The following is a 19,754-nucleotide window of genomic DNA, read 5'->3' on the forward strand; positions in this document are numbered from 1 at the left end:
CCCCACCATCCTCTCCATCGCCCGGCGTTTCTCCGCGGACTGCCGGCATCGTCAAGCCGGCAGTGGGACCGCCGACATCAAGTCAACGGCCGTGGTACGACGGGGTCACGGAAGAGTCAGGGTTGTTCCCTCACCGGACACCTGGCATCCGCCAGCATGTGCAGTGCCTGCACCACTTCCCCGTTCGACGGTCGCGCCGTCAACCCGAACGGTACCGCGAGCGAGGACCCCGTCAGCCGCCGGTTCGCGTCGGTCGTCTTGAGAGTCGAACTCGGCATCGCTCCCAGCACCGGCCCAGGATCCAGCAAATGAACGGCAATCCGGCCGTCGTCCAGCAGATGGCGGCGCTGCAGCACCGTCACCTCGTCGATGTCCTCCCAGCGTGTCCCGATCCATTCGTTGCCGATCCGCAACCGGATCCCGACGTGGTCGGCGACCAGCATGTCCCCGACGGTGAGGGCCCGCGCGCAGATCACCGCGAGTACGGCGAACGCCGCCGCCACGATCCAGCGCAGTACGCCGGTGGGACTGCTGGACGCGGACGTGGCGAAGCCGACCGCGACCAGAGCGGCCCCCACCGCGAGCCCGCCGTGCACCCGCTGGGAGGCGCGGACGGTGAACGGTGTGGGCTTGGGGTCGACGTCGAAACGGTCCTGCCTGGGCAGTGCGCTCGCGGCGGTCACGGGTCACTCTCCTCGGAGGGTGGTGATGAAGTCCTCTAGGTCGTCCGGTTTCACCAGGACGTCACGGGCCTTCGAACCTTCACTGGGACCGACGACGCCGCGGCTCTCCAGGATGTCCATCAGCCGGCCGGCCTTCGCGAAACCGACGCGCAGCTTACGCTGCAGCATCGAGGTCGAGCCGAACTGGGTGGAGACGATCAGCTCGGCCGCCTGCACGACGAGGTCGAGGTCGTCGCCGATCTCGTCGTCGAGGTCCTTGCTCGGGCCGGCCACGGCAGTGACGTCCTCGCGGTACGTCGGCTGCAGCTGCGTCTTGCAGTGTTCGACGACGCCACGGATCTCCGACTCCGTGACCCAGGCGCCCTGGATACGCATCGGCTTGCTCGCGCCCATCGGCAGGAACAGGCCGTCACCCTGGCCGACCAGCTTCTCCGCACCCGGCTGGTCCAGGATGACCCGGCTGTCGGCCAGCGACGACGTCGCGAACGCCAGCCGGGACGGCACGTTCGCCTTGATCAGACCGGTGACGACGTCCACCGAGGGCCGCTGGGTCGCGAGCACCAGGTGGATTCCGGCCGCTCGGGCGAGCTGGGTGATCCGGACGATCGAGTCCTCGACGTCGCGCGGGGCGACCATCATCAGGTCGGCGAGCTCGTCGACGATCACCAGCAGATACGGGTACGGCGTGAGGACGCGCTCGCTGCCCGGCGGTGGCTTCACCTTGCCCGACCGGACCGCCTTGTTGAAGTCGTCGACGTGGCGGAACCCGAACGCGGCGAGGTCGTCGTACCGCATGTCCATCTCGCGGACGACCCACTGCAGTGCCTCGGCGGCCTTCTTGGCGTTGGTGATGATCGGCGTGATCAGGTGCGGGATGCCCTCGTAGTTGTTCAGCTCGACCCGCTTGGGGTCGACCAGGATCATCCGCACCTCGTCCGGCGTGGCCCGCATCAGGATCGAGGTGATCAGCGAGTTGACGAACGACGACTTACCCGAGCCGGTCGCACCCGCGACCAGCAGGTGCGGCATCTTCGCCATGTTCGCGACCACGAAACCGCCCTCGACGTCCTTGCCGAGGCCGGCCACCATCGGGTGGTGGTCGTTGCGCGCGGTCGCCGACCGGATCACGTCGCCGAGGCTGACGATCTCCTTGTCGGTGTTCGGGATCTCGATGCCGATCGCGGACTTGCCCGGGATCGGCGACAGGATGCGGACGTCGGCCGACGCCACCGCGTAGGCGATGTTCTTCGACAGCGCGGTGACCTTCTCGACCTTCACCGCCGAGCCGAGCTCGACCTCGTACCGGGTGACGGTCGGGCCCCGCGTGTAGCCGGTGACCTGGGCGTCGATGCCGAACTGCTCGAACACCTCGGTCAGCCGGTCGACCACCTGGTCGGACGCCTTGGTCCTTGCCTTGTGCACCGACCCGGGCTTGAGCATCTGCCCGTCGGGCAGCGTGTAGGTGATGTCGCCGGACAGGCTGAGCTGCTCCACCCGCTGCGGCAGCGGCGTGTGCGGCGGCGGCTCGGGCGGCGAGTCGGACTTCGCCGGAACCGCAGGCGGCACCACGGCCCCGGCGGCTTCGGAGGCGTCGACGTCGTACGCGTCCTCCTCCACCGGCGCGGCCTTGGCCTTGCGCCCGCGCTTGGAGATCTCGCGGCCCTCGAGCACCGGCGAGTCGTACGGCTTGACCGTCGGCTCGCCGTCCTCGTCGTCCAGCGCGGCCTTGGCCCGGCGCTCCTTGCGGGTCAGCCGGACCGTGTCGTCGGTCGGCGCGGCCATGACGGACGGTGCGTCCTCGGGCAGCGCCGTACGTCCCATCAGTACGTCGAACGCCGCACGGAACCGCAGTGGGATCGCGTAGACCGGCGTCCCCGTGATGACGAGCGCACCGAAGATCGAGAGCAGCACCAGCAGCGGTGCGGCGACGTACTCCGTCAGCAGGTCGGACAGCAGCGACGAGACGACGTACCCGATGGCGCCGCCGGCGTCCTGCAGCGGTCCGTCGGCCGGGTTGCTCGGGCGGGGCAGGCCGTTGGCGATGTGGACCAGGCCGAGTACGCCGAGGGCGACGGCGGTCCAGCCGATCACCTGACGTCCGGCCGGGCCGTTGCGGTCCGGGTGACGCAGCGTGCGCACCGCGATGAACAGGAGCATCAGCGGGACGGCCCAGCCGAGCACGCCGACGCTGCCACCGATGACGGTCCGGATCCCCTTGCCGACGGCACCCGGCAGGTCCCACCAGATCGCGGCGGCCACGACAACGGCCAGACCGATCAGGAACAGGCCGGCGCCGTCGCGGCGGTGCTCGGGATCGAGGTCGCGGGCACCGTGACCGATGCCGCGGACCATCCGTCCGAGCAGGTGCGCGATACCGATCCAGACCTTCACCACACCGCGACCGAGAGCGATCATGGCGGCCGCGAACGGGCCCGGTCCGCTGTTTTTGGGCGTGCTGGTCCGCGCAGCGGTGGATCCACCGCGCTTCGCGCTCTGCCCACGCTTCTGGGCGCCTGACGGACGGGAGCGTCCACCAGCAGCCGAACGGGCCGTACCCGGCCGTTTGGCTGCCGACTTCTGCGCCCGCGCCGGGGAAGACGTGCGGGTCGCCATGTCTAGCAGGCTACCCCGATTACCTCTCGAGTCCCACGTGTCACACGCCGATCACGCTGCCCCATCCGTAGCGTCACAGCGCTGCCACTCTCCTGCGCAACCGGGCCGCATGCCACAGGACGACGTACCAGCCGAGCGTGGCCAGACCGCCCGACACGAGCCCGGTCAGGGCCAGTCGTACGGCGGCGTCGCCCGCGAAACCGCCCTCGGACCGGCCCAGCTGTACGACGACTCCGGTCGCGCCGAGGACGACTCCCGCGACCAGTACGACGTACCGGGCCCAGGGCGGGACGTGGTCACCGGGAGTGACGGAATGCGGTTCGGTCCGGCCGTACCAGCGGTAGAGCCAGATGGCGAGGACGACGCAGCCGGCGACCGTACTGACGTACTGGAGGATGCGGCTCGCATCCCGGTGCGTGAAGAAATCCCACAGGACGTGGGTGAACGCGCCGACCGCGGCGGAGACCAGCGTCCACAGGAGGACTGAGGGCGAGGGAAGGCGGAGCTGAGTCCGGGGTGACTGGAGCCGGGCAGCGAGCGCGGGCGGCGCCAGAGCGAGCAGGGGGCGCTTGAGAACCAGGTTGAAGACCACGAGCAGGATTAGAGCCAGCAGCGGGTCCAGCCACAGTGCCGACGAGAACTTGTGCGTGAGGGTCAGCGTGAGGTTGCCGTCGATCTCCTGGGTGGCGAACCGGTAGATCGGGTCGAGGTAGAGGAGATCGGGTGCCACCGCGCCGGCCACGAGCGCCGAGGGCACGAAGGGCCGGCGGACGAGCGGGAGGACGGCTGCGGGGTGAGCGAGCGTGAACGGCACGCCCCGGAGCCTAAAAGAGCCGGAGGTCTCGTCAGGCCCCGGTGGTTCCGTCGAGTTGCTCTCGCACCAGGTCGGCGTGGCCGCAGTGGCGGGCGTACTCGCCGATGAGGTGGATGTAGATCATCCGCAGCGTCGACTCCGTCCCACCGAAGGTGAAGCGATCGTCGAGCGACCGGCCCGCCGCGGCGTCGTCGGAAAGCTTCCACTCGGCGATCAAACCCTCGTACGCCGCCTGTGCCTCAGCCGGATCGATGCGCTCGAAGTCGGCGTCCTTCCCCAGCTCCAGAGGGAACACCGGCTCGGCCGGGTCCACCGCGAAGTGGATGCGGAACCAGATCCGCTCCACCTTGGTCAGATGCCGGATCAGACCGAGCAGTGAGAGGTTGGACGGCGACGACGGCCGCTCGGCCAACTGCTCGGCGGTCAGGCCCGCGCACTTGACCAGCAGCGTGGTGCGATAGAAATCCAGATAACCCTGCAGCAACTCCCGCTCCGGCGCGATCAGCGAACCGTCCGGTCGCTCGACCGCAGGTGCTCTCCAGGTCATCCTCATCCTCTGTCTTCACATTGGCCAAGCTCATCGCGGTGGGTGTGTCCACGATGTGTTCGCCTATCTCATCACATGAGATAGGCGCTGGCGCAGGTCGTGGCCGGTTCGTTACCGTTCTCGGCAGGTCATGAGTGTCAGCGTGAAGCCCCGGCTTGCTGGCCGGCAACCCTCCTCCGCGGTGGGGTGCCCCGGGTGAAGACCAGGCCGTGCGGATACCCCGCTCGGCAAGCGCGGACTTCCCGGGAGCAGCAGCATGTCGATCCTCTCCATCCTCGAGCCGGCCAGTACGACGACCCAGCGGCCGACGGTCGCCCGGCTCGTCACCGGCAGCATCCCCGCCACGGTCGGGTCGGACCTGCTGGTCCCGCTGGCCGACGGCCGGGTCACCGACTACGCGAACTTCGACCACGGAGCCAGTGCGCCGTGTCTGGAGTCGGTCCGGGCCAGCGTCGAGGCCGCACTGCCGTCGTACGCGTCGGTGCACCGCGGCAACGGCTACGCGTCTCGCATCACCACCCAGTGGTACGAGCGCGCCCGCGCCGAGGTGCACACCTTCGTCGGTGCCCGCGCCGACGACCAGGTGATCTTCACCCGCCAGACCACCGACGCACTGAACCTCCTGGCCCACGCAGTGCCCCAGGACGCAACGGTCGTCGTCTTCGAGTCCGAGCACCACGCCGCTCTCCTCCCCTGGCCGAGCGAGCGGACCGTTCGCCTGGCGGCACCGACGAGCCCGACCGACGCCGTGACGAAGGTCGCCGACGCGCTCCGCGCGGCACCCGACGGCCCCCTGCTCGTAGTGATCACCGGCGCCTCGAACGTGACCGGTGAGATCTTCCCGATCGCGGAGATCGCCAAGGTCGCGAGGGCGCATGGCGCGCGGGTCTGTCTCGATGCCGCGCAACTGGCCCCGCACCGCCCGGTCGACATTGCCTCCCTGGATGTCGACTGGGTCGCGGTCTCCGGCCACAAGCTCTACGCGCCCTACGGTGCCGGTGCGCTGATCGGCCGCTCCGATTGGCTCGACGCCGCCGACCCGTACCTGTACGGCGGAGGCGCGACCACCGCGGTCACCAACGACACCGTGGTCTGGACGACTGGCCCGGCGCGGCACGAAGGCGGCTCCCCCAACGTCATCGGCGCGATCGCCCTCGCCTCGGCGTGTGCCGCGATCAGCAAGCACCGGGACGCGATCGAGCAGCACGAGCGCAGCCTGCTCGCCCGGCTGCGCACCGGACTCGCTCAGGTCCCCGGCGTCACGACGTACTCGATCTTCGGTGAGGACGCGGACCGGGTCGGCACAGTGTGCTTCACCATCGCCGGTCTGAGCTCGACGCTGGTGTCCGCGGCGCTGAGCGCCGAGTACGGCATCGGTGTCCGCGACGGCAAGTTCTGTGCGCACCCGCTGGTCGGCCACCTCCTCGCCGACTCCCCCGAGCACGGTACGGCGGTCCGCGCGAGCCTCGGCCTCGGGACGACGCGGGAGCACGTGGACCGTCTCGTCAACGCCGTACGGACGCTGGCCGCCGGTGGACCGCGGTCGGAGTACGAGGACACCGACCACGGCTGTCAGCCCACCGACGACCCGCGGGACCTGCAGGCTCCGCGCATCTGGTAACGCCGGCCCTCCTACTGCTCAGGAGGTACGAGACCTACGTGGTGAGCAGCGAACGCCAGTAGGTCGGCCCATTCCGCCGCGACCATCGCGGCGGGCTTGCCGAAGCCGTGACCGGTGTTGACCTCGACCCGGGTCAAGACAGGTGCGGACGAGGACTGGGCATTCTGCAGCTCGGCGATGAACTTGTGGCTGTGCAACGGCACCACCCGGTCGTCGTGGTCACCGGTGACCACGAGAGTCGCCGGGTACGACGTACCGTCGCTCAGCTGATGCAATGGTGAGTAAGCCAGCAGGTCCTCGAACTGCGATGCGTCGTCCGGATGGCCGAAGTCAGAGGCCCATGCGGCGCCCACTGTGAACAGGTGGAACCGCAGCATGTCCATCACCCCCACACCGGGCAGTGCGACCGCGAACAGGTCCGGACGCTGGGTCATGGCCGCGCCCACGAGCAGACCGCCGTTGCTGCGACCGTGGATCGCGAGCTGCGCGGAGGTGGTCACTCCGGTGTCCCGCAGGTGCTCGGCGACGGCGATGAAGTCGTCGAACACGTTCTGCTTGTTCTTGAGCCGGCCGGCGTCGTGCCAGTCGCTGCCGTACTCACCGCCGCCACGCAGGTTCGCGATCACCAGCACGCCGCCGGCCTCGAGCCAGGCCGGCCATCCGGGCTTGTAGTCGGCCAGGATCGGGATGCGGAAGCCGCCGTACCCGTAGAGCAGCGTCGGGCGCGGCTGCGAGAAGTCCAGGTCGGAGCGGGTGATCAGGAAGTACGGCACCTCGCGGCCGAGCTCCACGCGCCGCGTCACCGTGACCGATGGCGAGGTGAATCCGCCCGATCCACGGACGAGCTCAGGCAGTGCCTGGACGTCGCCGGAGTCGGACGAGACGACGTACGACACCGTGGGATCGGTCGTGGTCGACAAGCCGATGAAGAGCTCGTCGTACTCGGGGCTGGCGTTGAAGCCGACCGCTCCCCCGCCCGGTACGTCGATCACCCGGGCATCCGACCCGTCGAGTGCGTACAGGGTCAGCACCGGCTGCGCGTCCACCAGCGTCAGCGTGGCCAGTCCGGCCGCCGTGCCGCGGACAGCCTGCAGTGTCGCCTCGCCCTCCGGGATGAGGTCGACGAACGAGCCGTCCAGCGACGCGAGCACCACCCGGCCACGCGGAGCATCCCGGTCGGTCCGGAGCACCAACTGGTCGCCGGACATCCGCACGAAGCCGATCTCGTCCTCGAACGTGTCCACGACCTTCACCGGCTCGCCGAACCCGTCGGAGGTGATCGGGTAGACCCAGAGCCGGCTGCCAGGATCGGTGCCCTCGTTGATGTGCACCATGAGGTAGCGATCGTCCTCGGACACCTCCGGCGTGATGAAGTACCGGTCCTGGTCCGGGAAGCTCAGCACCAGCTCGTCCTCGGACTGCGGTGTGCCGACCTTGTGCAGCATCAGCCGGCCACCGGTCAGCGTCTTGGTCTCGGTGCCCTCGCTGCGACCACTGGCCGGATAGTGCAGATAGAGGTACGCCGAACTGTCCGGGAGCCACGTGGCTTCACAGAACTTCGCCTCCGTCACCACGTCGTCGACGGGCGTGCCCGTGGCGATGTCGAGCAGCCGGAACGTCGTCCAGTCGCTGCCGCTCTCGTTGACGCCGTACGCGAAGTACTTGCCGTCCGGACTGACTGTGAACGAGCCCAGCGAGTCAGTGCCGTCCGCGGACAGAGTGTTCGGGTCGATCAGCACCCGGCCACCGGTGAGCAGGTCTTCGAGGGACTCCGCGACGTACACCACGTCCTGTGCCTGGGTGCCGTCGTTGCGGCCGACCAGGTACCAACCGGCCTTCTTCGCGGGGACTCCGGCGCGGGGACGCGCGAGAATCGCGGACATGGTGGCCTGGAACCACGGTCGCTCGGGATAGCCCGAAAGCTCGGCCTGGGTGAACTCGTTCTGCCGTCGGACCCAGTCCTGGGTGTCGGGTGCGTCGGGGTCTTCCAGCCAGCGGTACGGATCGGCGATCTGCTGGCCGTGCAGCGTCTCGACCACATCGTCGCGGCGGCTCTCCGGATAGGTCATGCGGACAAACCTAACCGGCGAACCTAGTCGGCCAACGCTGCTTTCAGCAGAAGCTCGAACGTCGGACGCGGATCGACGTCGTCGTGCCGGGCGATGCGATGCAGGATCAGCCCTTCGGAGGCCGCTGCGATCGCCCGAGCGGCCTCGCGGGGGTGTAGCGACCCGAGTTCTGCCAGGGCCGCGGTGGCGATGGTCTCCAGGACCTCGCGTCCGCGGGACAGCCCCTCCCGCAGCACGGGATCGTGACTGCCCTCCAGGAACAGGACCAGCCGCGCGGTGGTCCGTACCCGATTGACCCGGGTGATGTGGTCGAACAGTCCGCACATCACGTCGACGAACTCGTCGGCCGTGGCCGGGGTGAAGGCCGAACCGACCACCTGCGCGTCCGCCTCCGCCAGATAGTCGACGACGCCGGTGAGGAGCGCTCGCCGGGTGCGGAAGTGGTTCGAGGTCGAGCCCTTCGGCAGGCCGGCCCGCTCGTCGACCCGGGCATGCGTGAGCGCTCGCAAGCCCTCGGTCCCCAGCAGTTCGACAGCGGCTTCGAGCGCGCGGGTCCGCGTTGAGGTCACCCGCACACTATAAACATAGTGACAGGCCACTACGTTCGTAGTACCGTCGAATCATGCTGCCAACGCTCGATGGGGTGACTCACCACTACGTCGATCTGCCGGGACTGCGGATGCACGTGACCGAGGCCGGCAGCGGCGACGCTGTCCTGATGCTCCACGGTTTTCCCCAGCACTGGTGGGAGTGGCGAGACGTCATCCCCGCGGTCGCTGAGCACTACCGTGTGATCTGCCCGGATCTGCGCGGCGCCGGCTGGACCGACGCCCCGCCCGACGGCTACACGAGCGGTCAGCTGCAGGCCGACGTACTCGCGCTGCTCGACCAACTCGGCCTCGACCGGGTGCATCTGGTGACGCACGACTGGTCCTCGATCGTCGGATTCCTGCTCTGCCTGAACCACCCGGATCGCCTCCGCGACCATCTGGCGATGTCCGTTCCGCCGCTGAACGCCACGTTCGATCGAGGGTTCGCGGGCCGTGCACTGCGGTACGGATGGTTCAACCTGATCCTGCCGTGGCCGGGCCTGGGTCCGTGGGCACTTCGGGCCCGACGACTGCCGCGGCACATGCTGCGGGCGCACGCGACGTCGATGCCGGAGGACCTGGTCGAGCTCTTCGCGAGCCAGTTCGCCGATCCCGCCCGGGCGCGGGCCGGGTCGGCGTTGTACCGGACCTTCATCCAGCCGGTGGGTCTGCGCGCGATGCGCGGGAAGTACCGCGATCAGCAGGTGGCGACTCCGACCCGCGTGCTGATCGGCGCGGACGACCGGGTGGTGAAGGCCACGTTCGGGGACGTGATCGAGATCCCCGGCGCGGGGCACTTCGTCGTGGACGACCACCCGGACGCGGTGGCCGGCCACGTGCTCGAGTTCCTCGGACGCTGAGCGTCGTACTCACCGGCTCCGGTGGGCGGCATCCCGCACAGGCGCCGGAGCCAGGTGAGTACGACGGGCCCTCAGTGATGGGCCGGGGCGATGTCCTTCGTCCACAGGACCGTGCCGAACAGGTTCCGCAGCGAGACCGTGAAGACACCGGTCCGCGGGTCGATGCTGGTGTGACCGAAGAACTGGTTGCCGGCCGCGGGTGACTGGCTCGGGAAGTCCGCCACCTTGGAGAACACGACCTCCGGTCCGAAGGTGCTGTCGAGCGCGTTCGGACCGAACGTGCCGGCGTTGACCGGGCCGGCGACGATCTCCCAGAACGGGTCGAAGTCGGTGAACGCCGCGCGGGACGGGTCGTAGTGGTGCGCCGCGCAGTAGTGCACGTCGGCGGTCAGCCAGATCGCGTTGCGGACCTTGCGCTTCTTGAACTGGCTCAGCACCCAGGCGATCTCGTGCTCGCGGCCGCCGGGCGCACCGGGGACTCCGTTGGCGACGGCCTCGATCAACGGGCCGTCCGGCACGAGCAGGCCGAGCGGCATGTCGCTGGCGATCACCTTCCAGGTCGCCTTCGACGCGGCCACCTCGCGCACCAGCCAGGCGGCCTGCTCGGCGCCGAGCATCGCGACCGGACCGACGGTGCCGGGCGTGGGGTTGGGGCCGCGGTAGGTCCGCATGTCCAGGCAGAAGACGTCGAGCAGCGGGCCGTAGCTCACCTTGCGGTAGATCCGGTTGCGGCCCGCGACGTGCTCCATCGGGAGGTACTCGAGGAAGGCCTGCTTCGCCCGGCCGGCCAGTACGTCGACGCGCTTCTCGGTGTAGCGGTCGTCGGTGAGGATCTCGCCGGGGTACCAGTTGTTCAGCGTCTCGTGGTCGTCCCACTGGGCCACCAGCGGAACGTCGGCGTACAGGTCGCGGACGTTGTGGTCGAGCAGGTTGTACTTGTACCGGCCGCGGTACTCGGCCAGGGTCTCGGCGACCTTCGACACCTCCTCGGTCACCACGTTCCGCCAGATGGTGCCGTCGGCAACCTTCAGCTCGGCCGCGATCGGGCCGTCGGCGTAGATGTTGTCGCCGGAGTGCAGGAAGAAGTCGGGCCGGGTGTCGTGCATCGCCTTGTACGCGATCATGCCGCCGAGGTCCGGGTTGATGCCGTAGCCCTGGCCGGCGGTGTCACCGGTGAAGACGAAGGAGACCGGTCGGTTGCGTCCCGGCGTACTGAAGGAACCCTCGAGGGACTCGCCGCGGCGGCCGTCGGCGTCCTCGAAGGCGATCCGGTAGTCGTAGCGCTGCCCCGGGCGCAGGCCCTTCAGCGGCAGCTGCGCGGTGAAGTCCTGGTCCGGACCGGTGATCGGGCCGCGCAGGCGGACCGCGCGGTCGAAGCGGCCATGGCTGGTCAGGTCGACGACCAGCCGGGCCCGGCGGTCGGTGCGGGACCAGACGACGGCGGAGCCCGGGGTGACGTCCGCGGACATGATTCCGGAGGGCAGCGCGGGCCGGTCCCGACGGACCACGGAGGGGGCCGCGGTGGCGACTCCCGGGACGGCCAGGGTCGCGCCGGCGACGGTGGATGCGGCCAAGAGCTGGCGGCGGCTCAGGTTCATGAGCCGAAGGTGCGCTCCGCTGATGACAGTCAGGTGACGTGCGGGGGAACTGGGTGCCAAATCGCCCGTGGGCGGGACAATGGGAGGAGTCGCCGGGTCGAGAGGGAACGCTGGGAATGAGACGGGAACACCGCATCGCGCAGGTCTTCATCGAGCTTGCCGACACGCTGGTGGCGGAGTTCGATCTGGTCGACTTCCTCCGCAGCCTGGCCGAGGTGACCGTCGAACTGCTGGATGTCGACGCGGCCGGCCTGATGCTGGCCGACGAGGACGGCGTCCTCCGGGTGATGGCGTCGTCGGACGACCAGGCCGAGCTGCTCGAGCTCTTCGAGCTGCAGCAGGACGACGGTCCGTGCCCGGGGTGCTTCCGGACCGGCCAGCCGGTGGTCAACGTCGACATCCGCCGCTGGCCCGAGTTCGCCGAAGCGGCGGCCGCCGGCGGTTACGCCTCCGCCCACGCCCTCCCGCTCCGGCTTCGCGGACACGTCATCGGCGCGCTCAATCTGTTCCGGTCCAGCACCGAGCCACTCGGCGAGGAGGACGTCACCCTGGGCCAGGCGCTGGCGGACATCGCCACGATCGGGCTCCTGCACGAGCGAGAGGTGCGCGGTCAGCAGGTGCTGGCCGAGCAGCTCCAGCACGCCTTGAACAGCAGAGTGCTGATCGAGCAGGCAAAAGGGATGCTGGCCGAGCGCGCCGGCCTGACTCCGGCGCAGGCGTTCACCGCGATGCGCTCGTACGCACGAGGTACGGGACAGCGGCTCGCCGTCGTCGCGGACGGCGTACTCGACGGTTCGCTCGACACGTCGGCGGTGCTGACCCGCTAGCGACTTGCCTGCGGGACGCCGGCATGGTTCCGTTGAGGGCACTAGCCACTCTGTTCGTGGCGCTGCCCCGGACCTGGTAGCGCATCGACCCGATGCACTCCGGAATGGGGCCTTGTCATGTCACAGCTGGTCGCGGACGACCACCATCCGCAGGGACCGCAGCAGCGGTACACGAATCTCTACACCGACCTCGCCCGGACCGTCCGCGAGCTCGGCCTGCTCCGCCGGCGGCACGGCTACTACTGGACCCGCATCGGCCTGGTGGCGGCCGCCTTCGCCGGGGTCTGGGCCGGCGTCGCCCTGCTCGGCAACTCCTGGCTGCAGCTGCTGATGGCCGGGGCCCTGGCGCTGGTCATGACCCAGGTCGCGTTTCTCAGCCACGACAGTGCGCACCGGCAGATCTTCCAGTCCGCGGCCTGGAACGACTGGACCGCGCGCCTGCTGGCCAGTGGACTGGTCGGCATGAGTGCGAGCTGGTGGCGCTCGAAACACAGCCGCCACCACCAGGCACCGAACCAGCTCGACCACGACCCCGACATCGGCGCCGGCGTCGTGGCCTTCACGCCTGCGGACTTCGCCGGACGCAAGGGCCTGAGCGGCTGGCTCACCCGCCGCCAGGGCTGGCTGTTCTTCCCGCTGCTCACGCTGGAGGGCCTGAACCTGTACATCGCCAGCCTGCGTCATCTGTTCCGCAAAGGAGCGAGCTCGGTCGAGCGCGTCGAGGCGGCGATCGTGCTGAGCCGGCTCGGCGGCTATCTGGCCGTGCTGCTCATCCTGTTGCCGATCGGCAAGGCCGGAGCGTTCCTCGGGCTGCAGCTGGCCGTGTTCGGGATCTGTCTGGGCGGCTCGTTCGCGCCGAACCACAAGGGCATGCCGCTCGTGCCGGCCACGATGAAGCTGGACTTCCTGCGGCGCCAGGTCATGATGTCCCGCAACATCCGCGGCGGCGTGATGGTGGACTTCGCGCTCGGTGGGCTCAACTACCAGATCGAGCACCACCTGTTCCCGAGCATGCCCCGGCCGACCCTCCGGCGCGTTCAGCCGATCGTCCGCGAGTACTGCCAGCTCCACGGGGTGGAATACACCGAGGTCGGTCTGTTCACGTCGTACCGGATCGTCATCGGCTACCTGAACAACGTCGGGCTCAAAGCCCGGGACCCGTTCCAGTGCCCGCTCGCGGCGCAGTTGCGGGGCTAGCACTTTGCCAAGGCGACCTCACCGGTCCATCTCACCGCACGCGGGGCGTCATGCCAGGTCTTGATGATGACCTGGTGAGCGCCCAGCAGCGGTACGTCAGCCTCTACACGGATCTCCTCCGGACGGTGCGCGAACTCGGCCTGATGCGGCGCCGCCAGGGCTACTACGTCACGCGGTTCAGCCTCGTCCTCACCGCTCTGCTCGCGGTCGCCGCGGGGATGATCCTCCTCGGCGACTCGTGGTACCAGCTGTTGCTGGCCGCCGCGTTAGCGCTGGTCCTCGTCCAGGTCGCCTTTCTCAGTCACGACAGCGCACACCGGCAGATCTTCGACTCGGCGGCCCGCAACGACTGGACGGCACGCATTCTGGCGGGCGCGATCGCCGGCATGAGCGTCAGCTGGTGGCGGAACAAGCATTCCCGGCACCACGCGGCACCGAACCAGGTGGACAAGGATCCCGACGTCCAGCTCGATGCGATCGCGTTCACCCCGGGCGCGGTCACGAAACGCGGGCCGCTGGGCCGGTGGATCGCGGCGCGGCAGGGCTGGCTCTTCTTCCCGCTCCTCACGCTCGAAGGGATCGGCCTGCACGCATCGAGCCTGCGGCACCTGCTGCGCCGCGACGCGAGCCGGCTGGAACGGGTCGAGGCGGCGGTCGTGGTGTCGAGGATCAGCGGCTACGTCGCCGCGCTCTACCTGCTGCTCCCGGTCGGTAAGGCCAGCGCCTTCCTCGGCCTGCAGCTCGCGGTGTTCGGCGTCTGCCTCGGTGCCGCGTTCGCGCCCAATCACAAGGGGATGCCGCTCGTCCCGGCGGGCATGAAACTCGATTTCCTGCGACGCCAGGTCCTGATGTCGCGGAACATCCGGGGCGGCGTCCTGACCGATTTCGCCCTGGGCGGCCTGAACTACCAGATCGAGCACCATCTGTTCCCGAGCATGCCCAGGCCGACCCTCAAGGCGGTCCAGCCGATCGTGCGCGAGTACTGCGCCGTGCACGGCATCAAGTACACCGAGGTCGGCCTGTTCACGTCGTACCGGATCGTCGTCGGCTACCTGAACAACGTCGGGTTGAGGGCGCGCGATCCGTTCGACTGCCCGCTGGCGGCGCAGCTGCGGACCATCAGCCCGCCGGTGGGATCTCGCCTGAGCCCCGAATCGTCAGTTTGACCGGCACGCGCACGGTCCGGCCCGGCCGGTGCGGCTCCGGGAGCCGCTCGGTCATCAGCTGGATCGCCGTCCGGGCCATCACGTCGGCCGACTGCGCGACCGCGGTCAGGCCCGGGCTGAGCAGGTCGCCGAGGGCGAGGTCGTCGAAGGACACCAGCGCGACCCTGTCCCGCCGGCCGGCCAGGCCGCGGAGCACCTCGGCGGTGGTCATGTTGTTTGCCGACAGCAACGCCGTGGCCGGCTCCGGCCGGTCCAGTACGGCGGACAGCGTGATGCCGATGCCCTCCGTGGTCGGCTCGGACAGGTGGACCAGGTCCTCGTCCACCTCGATCCGGTGCCGGGCCATCGCGGCCCGGTAGGCGACCACGCGCTCGCGGGCGGTGAAGATCCGCTCGTCGTCACCGAGGTAGGCGATCCGCCGGTGGCCCTGCCGGACCAGGTGGTCGATCGCCTGGTCGATACCGCCCGCGTTGTCGGCCAGTACGGCGTCCGCCTCGATCCCGTGGGCCGGCCGGTCGATCGTGACGACGGCCATGCCCGCGTCGACGTGCGGCGCGAGGTACTCCTGGGTCTCCCCGATCGGCGCCATGATCAGCGCGTCCGGCCGGCGGGCGACGAACTCCAGGCAGACCTCCCGCTCGCGCTCCGGGTCCTCGTCGGTCAGGCCGATCATCACCACCGACCCGGACGACCGGGCCCACAGCTCGACCGCGCGGCCGAGGGACGCGAAGAACGGGTCGCCGATGTCGCGGATCACCACGGCGATCGTCCCGGTCTTGCCGCGGCGCAGCATCCGGGCGCTCTCGTTCGGGGTGTAGTTGAGCTCCTTGATCGCGGCCTGGACCTTGGCGGTCAGCTCCGGGCTGACGTTCGGCTCCTCGTTCACCACCCGGGACACGGTCTTGAGGGCGACCCCGGCCCGGGCCGCGACCTCCTTCATCGTGGGCCGGCGCTGGCCCGCACCGTTCACACCGCTGATCGTCATCGCCGGCCCTTCTCTCCCGTGTGGTCCTGCTCAGCTCTCGACGACGACCGGAATGATCATCGGGCGGCGGCGGTGGGTGTCGCTGACCCACTTGCCGACCACCCGGCGGATCACCTGCTGGAGCTGGTACATGTCGTCCACCCCGCTGCCGATCGCCTTCTCGATCTCCGCCTCGATCCGCGGCTTCAGGTCGTCGAAGACAGTGTCGTCCTCGGCGAACCCGCGCGCCTGGATCTCCGGCCCGGCCGTCAGTTTGCCGGTAACGGAGTCCATCACAGCGATGACCGAGATGAAACCCTCGTCGCCGAGGATCCGGCGGTCCTTCAGCGAGGTCTCGGTGATGTCGCCGACGGTCGACCCGTCCACGAACACGTACCCGCAGTCCACCTTGCCTGCCACGACCGCCTTACGGTCGATCAGGTCGACCACCACGCCGTCCTCGACGACGACCACGTTCTCCCGCGGTACGCCGGTCTGGATGGCCAGGTCGGCGTTCGCGTGCAGGTGCCGGATCTCGCCGTGCACCGGCATCACGTTGCGCGGCTTGACGATGTTGTAGCAGTACAGCAGCTCGCCCGCGCTGGCGTGCCCGGAGACATGGACGAGCGCGTTGCCCTTGTGGATGACGTTCGCGCCGTGCCGGGTCAGGCCGTTGATCACCCGGTACACCGAGTTCTCGTTGCCCGGGATCAGGGACGACGCGAGTACGACAGTGTCGCCCGGCTGGATCTGGACCACGTGGTGGTCGTTGGCCGCGATCCGGGACAGCGCCGACATCGGCTCGCCCTGCGAACCGGTCGACACCAGCACGACCTGCTCCGGCGGGTAGTTGTCCAGCTCGCGCATGTCGATCAGCGTGTCGCCGGGCACGTTCAGGAAGCCGAGATCCCGGGCCACACCCATGTTGCGGACCATCGAGCGGCCGACGTACGCGACCTTGCGGCGGTGCTTCACCGCGGCGTCCATCACCTGCTGGACCCGGTGCACGTGCGAGGCGAAACAGGCGACGATGATGCGCTGGTTCTTCGCGTTGGTGAAGACCCGGTCCAGGACCGGGGCGATGTCGCGCTCGTGGGTGGTGAAGCCGGGCACCTCGGAGTTGGTGGAATCGACCATGAACAGGTCGACGCCCTCCTCGCCGAGCCGGGCGAACGCGCGCAGGTCGGTGATCCGGTTGTCCAGCGGCAACTGGTCCATCTTGAAGTCGCCGGTGTGCAGCACCTGGCCGGCCGGCGTCTTGATCGCCACCGCGAGCGCGTCCGGGATCGAGTGGTTGACCGCGACGAACTCGCAGACGAACGGCCCGATCTGCAGCTTCTCGCCCTCGACCACGGTCTGCTGCGGCACGTTGCGGTGCCGGTGCTCCTTCAGCTTGCCCTCGAGCAGCGCGAGCGTGAGCTGCGAGCCGATCACGGGGATGTCGCCCCGCTCACGCAGCAGGTAGGGCAACCCGCCGATGTGGTCCTCGTGGCCGTGCGTCAGGACCACGGCCACGACGTCGTCGAGGCGGTCCCGGATCGGCTGGAAGTCCGGCAGGATCAGGTCCACGCCGGGCTGGTTCTCGTCGGGGAAGAGTACGCCGCAGTCCACGATCAGCAGCTTGCCGTCGTACTCGAACACCGTCATGTTGCGGCCGACCTCACCGAGGCCGCCCAGCGGGATCACCCGCAAAGCGCCCGGAGCGAGTGGTCCGGGCGCGTCGAGATCTGGATGAGGATGGCTCATGCAATCAGTCCTGCCGTCTTGAGGTCGGTGGTGAGCCAGTCCACTTGCTCGGCGGTCGCCTCAACCAACGGCGACCGGAGTGTCGCGTGCTCGATGACGCCGGCCAGCTTGAGCGCGGCCTTCACCATGATGGCGCCCTGGGTCCTGGTCATGATCGTCTCGACGGCGGGCACCAGCCGTCGATCGATCTCCTGTGCGGTGGCGAGGTCGCCGGCCACCACGGCGTCGATCAGTCGCCGGTACTCCGGACTCGCGACGTGCGCGACGACACTGGCGATGCCGACCGCGCCGATCGCCAGCATGGCGAGGTTCAGCTCGTCGGCACCGCAGTAGTAGAACAGATCCGTGTTCGCCAGCACCTTGGTGGTGCCGGCCAGGTCGCCCTTGGCGTCCTTCACCGCGACGATCCGCGGGTGCGCGGCGAGCGCGATCAGGGTCTCGGACTTGATCTCCACCCCGGCCCGGCCGGGGATGTCGTACAGCACGTTCGGCAGGCCGGTGGCGTCGGCGACCGCGGTGAAGTGCGCGCGCAGCCCGTCCTGCGGAGGCTTGTTGTAGTACGGCGTGACGACCAGGAGGCCGTCGGCCCCGGCGGCCTCGGCCTGCTTCGCGAGCTCGACCGTGTGCGCGGTGTCGTTGGTGCCGACGCCGGCGATCACCTTGGCCCGGTCGCCGACCGCGTCGAGCACCGCCTTCACCAGCTGGACCTTCTCGGCGTCCGAAGTGGTCGGCGCCTCACCGGTCGTGCCGTTGATGATGAGAGCGTCGTTGCCGCGGTCGACCAAGTAGCCGGCGACCTTCTGCGCGGCGTCGAGATCCAGCGATCCGTCGGGCCGGAAGGGAGTGATCATCGCCGTCGTCAGCCGCCCGAACGGCGGCGCTGACGAGACGGAAGAAGCTGGCGAGGACATGGGGGTCAGATTACCGCTCCGCAGCCCAGGAGAAATGAGTAGGCCTGGTGGCTGTCCGCTCGGGGGTCCGGGCAGCCACCAGGCTCACTCGTCCTATCGGGGCTGCCTCAGTGATCGTTACAGCTTCCGCGAAAAAAATCCGGAAAAAGTTCTGCGAACACTTTTCGTGGTGTAACCCTCACTCTCCGGTGACATTTTCGGTCCACAACCCACGCAGTCGCGGCACAGCGGTGTCAGCGTCAGGAATCTGCCATGCCGGATCATGCCAGCCAGAACGCGAGACCCCGGGCCGGAGCTCGGCGAATACTGATCGAAATCCCCGCCACTCGTCGCGCCGTCCCACCCGGCGAACCCCTAGGAGCGTCATGAAGAAATACCTCGCGTTGCCGGTCGCGCTGGCAACCCTCGGCCTGACGGCACTGTCGATCGCCCCCGCACAAGCCTCGACCGCGACCACCACGGCTCAGGTCGTCGCCACCGAACAGTCCGGCTCGCTCCTCGAGCAGGCCCGGGCGCTGCTCACCCCGGAGGTCGCCGACGCCGCTGCTGCGAACGCGGAACGGCTGGGGCTCGGGGATGCGCCGGCCACGACGGCGGCGATCCTCAACGCGCTCGATCCGGAGGACTACGCGTGCTCGCCCAACACCGCGCTCACGGACTGGGTGGCCGGCACCATCGCGGACTGGACCATCCTGGACAGGGTCTACGCGTTCGCCGCAGCGCTGTCGAACCTGGCCGGCTACGGCAGCATGCTCGCCACGCCCGCGGATTCGCCGTACGGGCTGAACGGGGAGTTCACCACCGCGGTCACGCACACGTTCCGCGACGTGAAGAACTTCTGGGACATCCGGTCCGGCGACATCGGGATGGTGCCGATGCACAGCGCGATCCTGGCCGACCGCACTGCGATCTACCAGGTCTTCCGGACGATCTACAACCGGTCCGACTTCGACTCCACGTACTTCGCCAATCTCTTCGCCACCTGGGCCGAGCAGCCGAAGTTCCGCAACCACCCGCTGCTCAGCCTGAACGCCTACGCGTTCACCGGCGTGGGCGACCCGAACCCGGCGCTGGCGGCTCTGCCGGACCAGATCGTGATGGGCGACGGCATCATGCAGGCCTACCAGGCCATCGGGCTGGGCGACGTCGCACCGCAGGCGATCCTGGCGCACGAGTTCGGCCACCACGTGCAGTACGAGGACAACCTGTTCGACTCCCCGCTCACGGGGCCGGAGGCAACCCGCCGTACCGAGCTGATGGCTGATGCCTTCAGTGTCTATTTCCTGTCCCACTCGCGCGGCGCCAGCATGCAGTGGAAGCGGGTGCAGCTCTTCAACCAGGTCTTCTACGGCATCGGCGACTGCAACTTCGCCGATCTCGGTCACCACGGCACTCCCAACCAGCGGCTGCGTTCGGCCGAGTGGGCCTACAGCGTCGTGACCGGCGCCGCGAACCAGGGCCACATCCTGCCGAGCCTGACGTTCGCGCAGCTCTTCGACGCCAAGCTGCCCGAACTGGTCGCCCCCGACGCCGGGAGCTGACCCAACA

General features: G+C 69.0%; 16 protein-coding genes and 1 riboswitch. Of the genes, 6 read left to right on the plus strand and 10 right to left on the minus strand.

The window, feature by feature from the left end:
* Positions 1–116: 116 nt before the first annotated feature.
* The 4 genes from ACZ6O0_RS18990 to ACZ6O0_RS19005 form a co-directional block, all read right to left on the minus strand.
* Positions 117–683: a hypothetical protein gene (locus tag ACZ6O0_RS18990; RefSeq protein ID WP_465766219.1), complete on the minus strand. Its 567-nt coding sequence runs from the start codon at positions 681–683 to the stop codon at positions 117–119.
* A 3-nt stretch (positions 684–686) separates the two neighbouring features.
* A complete protein-coding gene (locus tag ACZ6O0_RS18995) occupies positions 687–3,098 on the minus strand; it encodes an FtsK/SpoIIIE family DNA translocase (RefSeq protein ID WP_465766432.1) in 2,412 nt (803 codons plus the stop codon).
* A gap of 271 nt (positions 3,099–3,369) precedes the next feature.
* Positions 3,370–4,110: a DUF4184 family protein gene (locus tag ACZ6O0_RS19000; RefSeq protein WP_465766220.1), complete on the minus strand. Its 741-nt coding sequence runs from the start codon at positions 4,108–4,110 to the stop codon at positions 3,370–3,372.
* Between the two features lie 31 nt (positions 4,111–4,141).
* On the minus strand, positions 4,142–4,657 hold the full coding sequence (locus tag ACZ6O0_RS19005; protein WP_465766221.1) for a DinB family protein: 516 nt from the start codon (positions 4,655–4,657) through the stop codon (positions 4,142–4,144).
* A 126-nt stretch (positions 4,658–4,783) separates the two neighbouring features.
* Positions 4,784–4,897: riboswitch (SAM riboswitch) on the plus strand.
* A gap of 16 nt (positions 4,898–4,913) precedes the next feature.
* Here ACZ6O0_RS19005 and ACZ6O0_RS19010 point away from each other — a divergent pair.
* Complete coding sequence (locus tag ACZ6O0_RS19010) at positions 4,914–6,278, plus strand: aminotransferase class V-fold PLP-dependent enzyme (protein WP_465766222.1); 1,365 nt, start codon at positions 4,914–4,916, stop codon at positions 6,276–6,278.
* An 11-nt stretch (positions 6,279–6,289) separates the two neighbouring features.
* Here the strand turns inward: ACZ6O0_RS19010 and ACZ6O0_RS19015 are convergent, their stop codons facing one another.
* Both ACZ6O0_RS19015 and ACZ6O0_RS19020 read right to left on the minus strand, forming a co-directional pair.
* Positions 6,290–8,347 (minus strand): prolyl oligopeptidase family serine peptidase, encoded by a 2,058-nt coding sequence (locus ACZ6O0_RS19015; RefSeq protein ID WP_465766223.1) that lies wholly within the window; start codon positions 8,345–8,347, stop codon positions 6,290–6,292.
* A 23-nt stretch (positions 8,348–8,370) separates the two neighbouring features.
* The gene (locus tag ACZ6O0_RS19020) at positions 8,371–8,916 is read right to left on the minus strand and encodes a TetR/AcrR family transcriptional regulator (RefSeq protein WP_465766224.1); all 546 of its coding nucleotides are present in this window, start codon (positions 8,914–8,916) and stop codon (positions 8,371–8,373) included.
* Positions 8,917–8,969: 53 nt separating this feature from the next.
* On the opposite strand from ACZ6O0_RS19020, the gene ACZ6O0_RS19025 reads away from it, so the two are divergent.
* The gene (locus tag ACZ6O0_RS19025) at positions 8,970–9,797 is read left to right on the plus strand and encodes an alpha/beta fold hydrolase (RefSeq protein WP_465766225.1); all 828 of its coding nucleotides are present in this window, start codon (positions 8,970–8,972) and stop codon (positions 9,795–9,797) included.
* Positions 9,798–9,868: 71 nt separating this feature from the next.
* On the opposite strand, the gene ACZ6O0_RS19030 is transcribed toward ACZ6O0_RS19025, so the two are convergent.
* Positions 9,869–11,395: an alkaline phosphatase D family protein gene (locus tag ACZ6O0_RS19030; RefSeq protein WP_465766226.1), complete on the minus strand. Its 1,527-nt coding sequence runs from the start codon at positions 11,393–11,395 to the stop codon at positions 9,869–9,871.
* A 116-nt stretch (positions 11,396–11,511) separates the two neighbouring features.
* Here ACZ6O0_RS19030 and ACZ6O0_RS19035 point away from each other — a divergent pair, with 116 nt between their 5' ends.
* The 3 genes from ACZ6O0_RS19035 to ACZ6O0_RS19045 all read left to right on the plus strand — a co-directional run bounded on the left by ACZ6O0_RS19035 (position 11,512) and on the right by ACZ6O0_RS19045 (position 14,585).
* Positions 11,512–12,222, plus strand: a complete 711-nt coding sequence (locus tag ACZ6O0_RS19035) for a GAF and ANTAR domain-containing protein (protein WP_465766227.1) — start codon at positions 11,512–11,514, stop codon at positions 12,220–12,222.
* A gap of 117 nt (positions 12,223–12,339) precedes the next feature.
* Positions 12,340–13,419 carry a fatty acid desaturase family protein gene (locus ACZ6O0_RS19040; RefSeq protein ID WP_465766228.1) on the plus strand — a complete coding sequence of 360 codons (1,080 nt, stop codon included), beginning with the start codon at positions 12,340–12,342 and terminating at the stop codon, positions 13,417–13,419.
* A 74-nt stretch (positions 13,420–13,493) separates the two neighbouring features.
* A complete protein-coding gene (locus ACZ6O0_RS19045) occupies positions 13,494–14,585 on the plus strand; it encodes a fatty acid desaturase family protein (protein ID WP_465766229.1) in 1,092 nt (363 codons plus the stop codon).
* On the opposite strand, the gene ACZ6O0_RS19050 is transcribed toward ACZ6O0_RS19045, so the two are convergent.
* From ACZ6O0_RS19050 to dapA, 3 genes are read right to left on the minus strand one after another with little or no spacing between them, the layout of a single operon-like run.
* On the minus strand, positions 14,539–15,570 hold the full coding sequence (locus tag ACZ6O0_RS19050) for a LacI family DNA-binding transcriptional regulator (RefSeq protein ID WP_465766230.1): 1,032 nt from the start codon (positions 15,568–15,570) through the stop codon (positions 14,539–14,541). The genes ACZ6O0_RS19045 and ACZ6O0_RS19050 overlap by 47 nt on opposite strands.
* 30 nt (positions 15,571–15,600) lie before the next feature.
* Positions 15,601–17,295 (minus strand): ribonuclease J, encoded by a 1,695-nt coding sequence (locus ACZ6O0_RS19055; RefSeq protein WP_465766231.1) that lies wholly within the window; start codon positions 17,293–17,295, stop codon positions 15,601–15,603.
* Positions 17,292–18,206 (minus strand): 4-hydroxy-tetrahydrodipicolinate synthase, encoded by a 915-nt coding sequence (dapA, locus tag ACZ6O0_RS19060; protein WP_465766232.1) that lies wholly within the window; start codon positions 18,204–18,206, stop codon positions 17,292–17,294. Before dapA ends, ACZ6O0_RS19055 begins: the two co-directional genes overlap by 4 nt.
* A 365-nt stretch (positions 18,207–18,571) precedes the next feature.
* On the opposite strand from dapA, the gene ACZ6O0_RS19065 reads away from it, so the two are divergent.
* Positions 18,572–19,747 (plus strand): hypothetical protein, encoded by a 1,176-nt coding sequence (locus tag ACZ6O0_RS19065; protein WP_465766233.1) that lies wholly within the window; start codon positions 18,572–18,574, stop codon positions 19,745–19,747.
* Positions 19,748–19,754 lie beyond the last annotated feature (7 nt).

The organism is Kribbella sp. NPDC048837, from assembly GCF_055586945.1.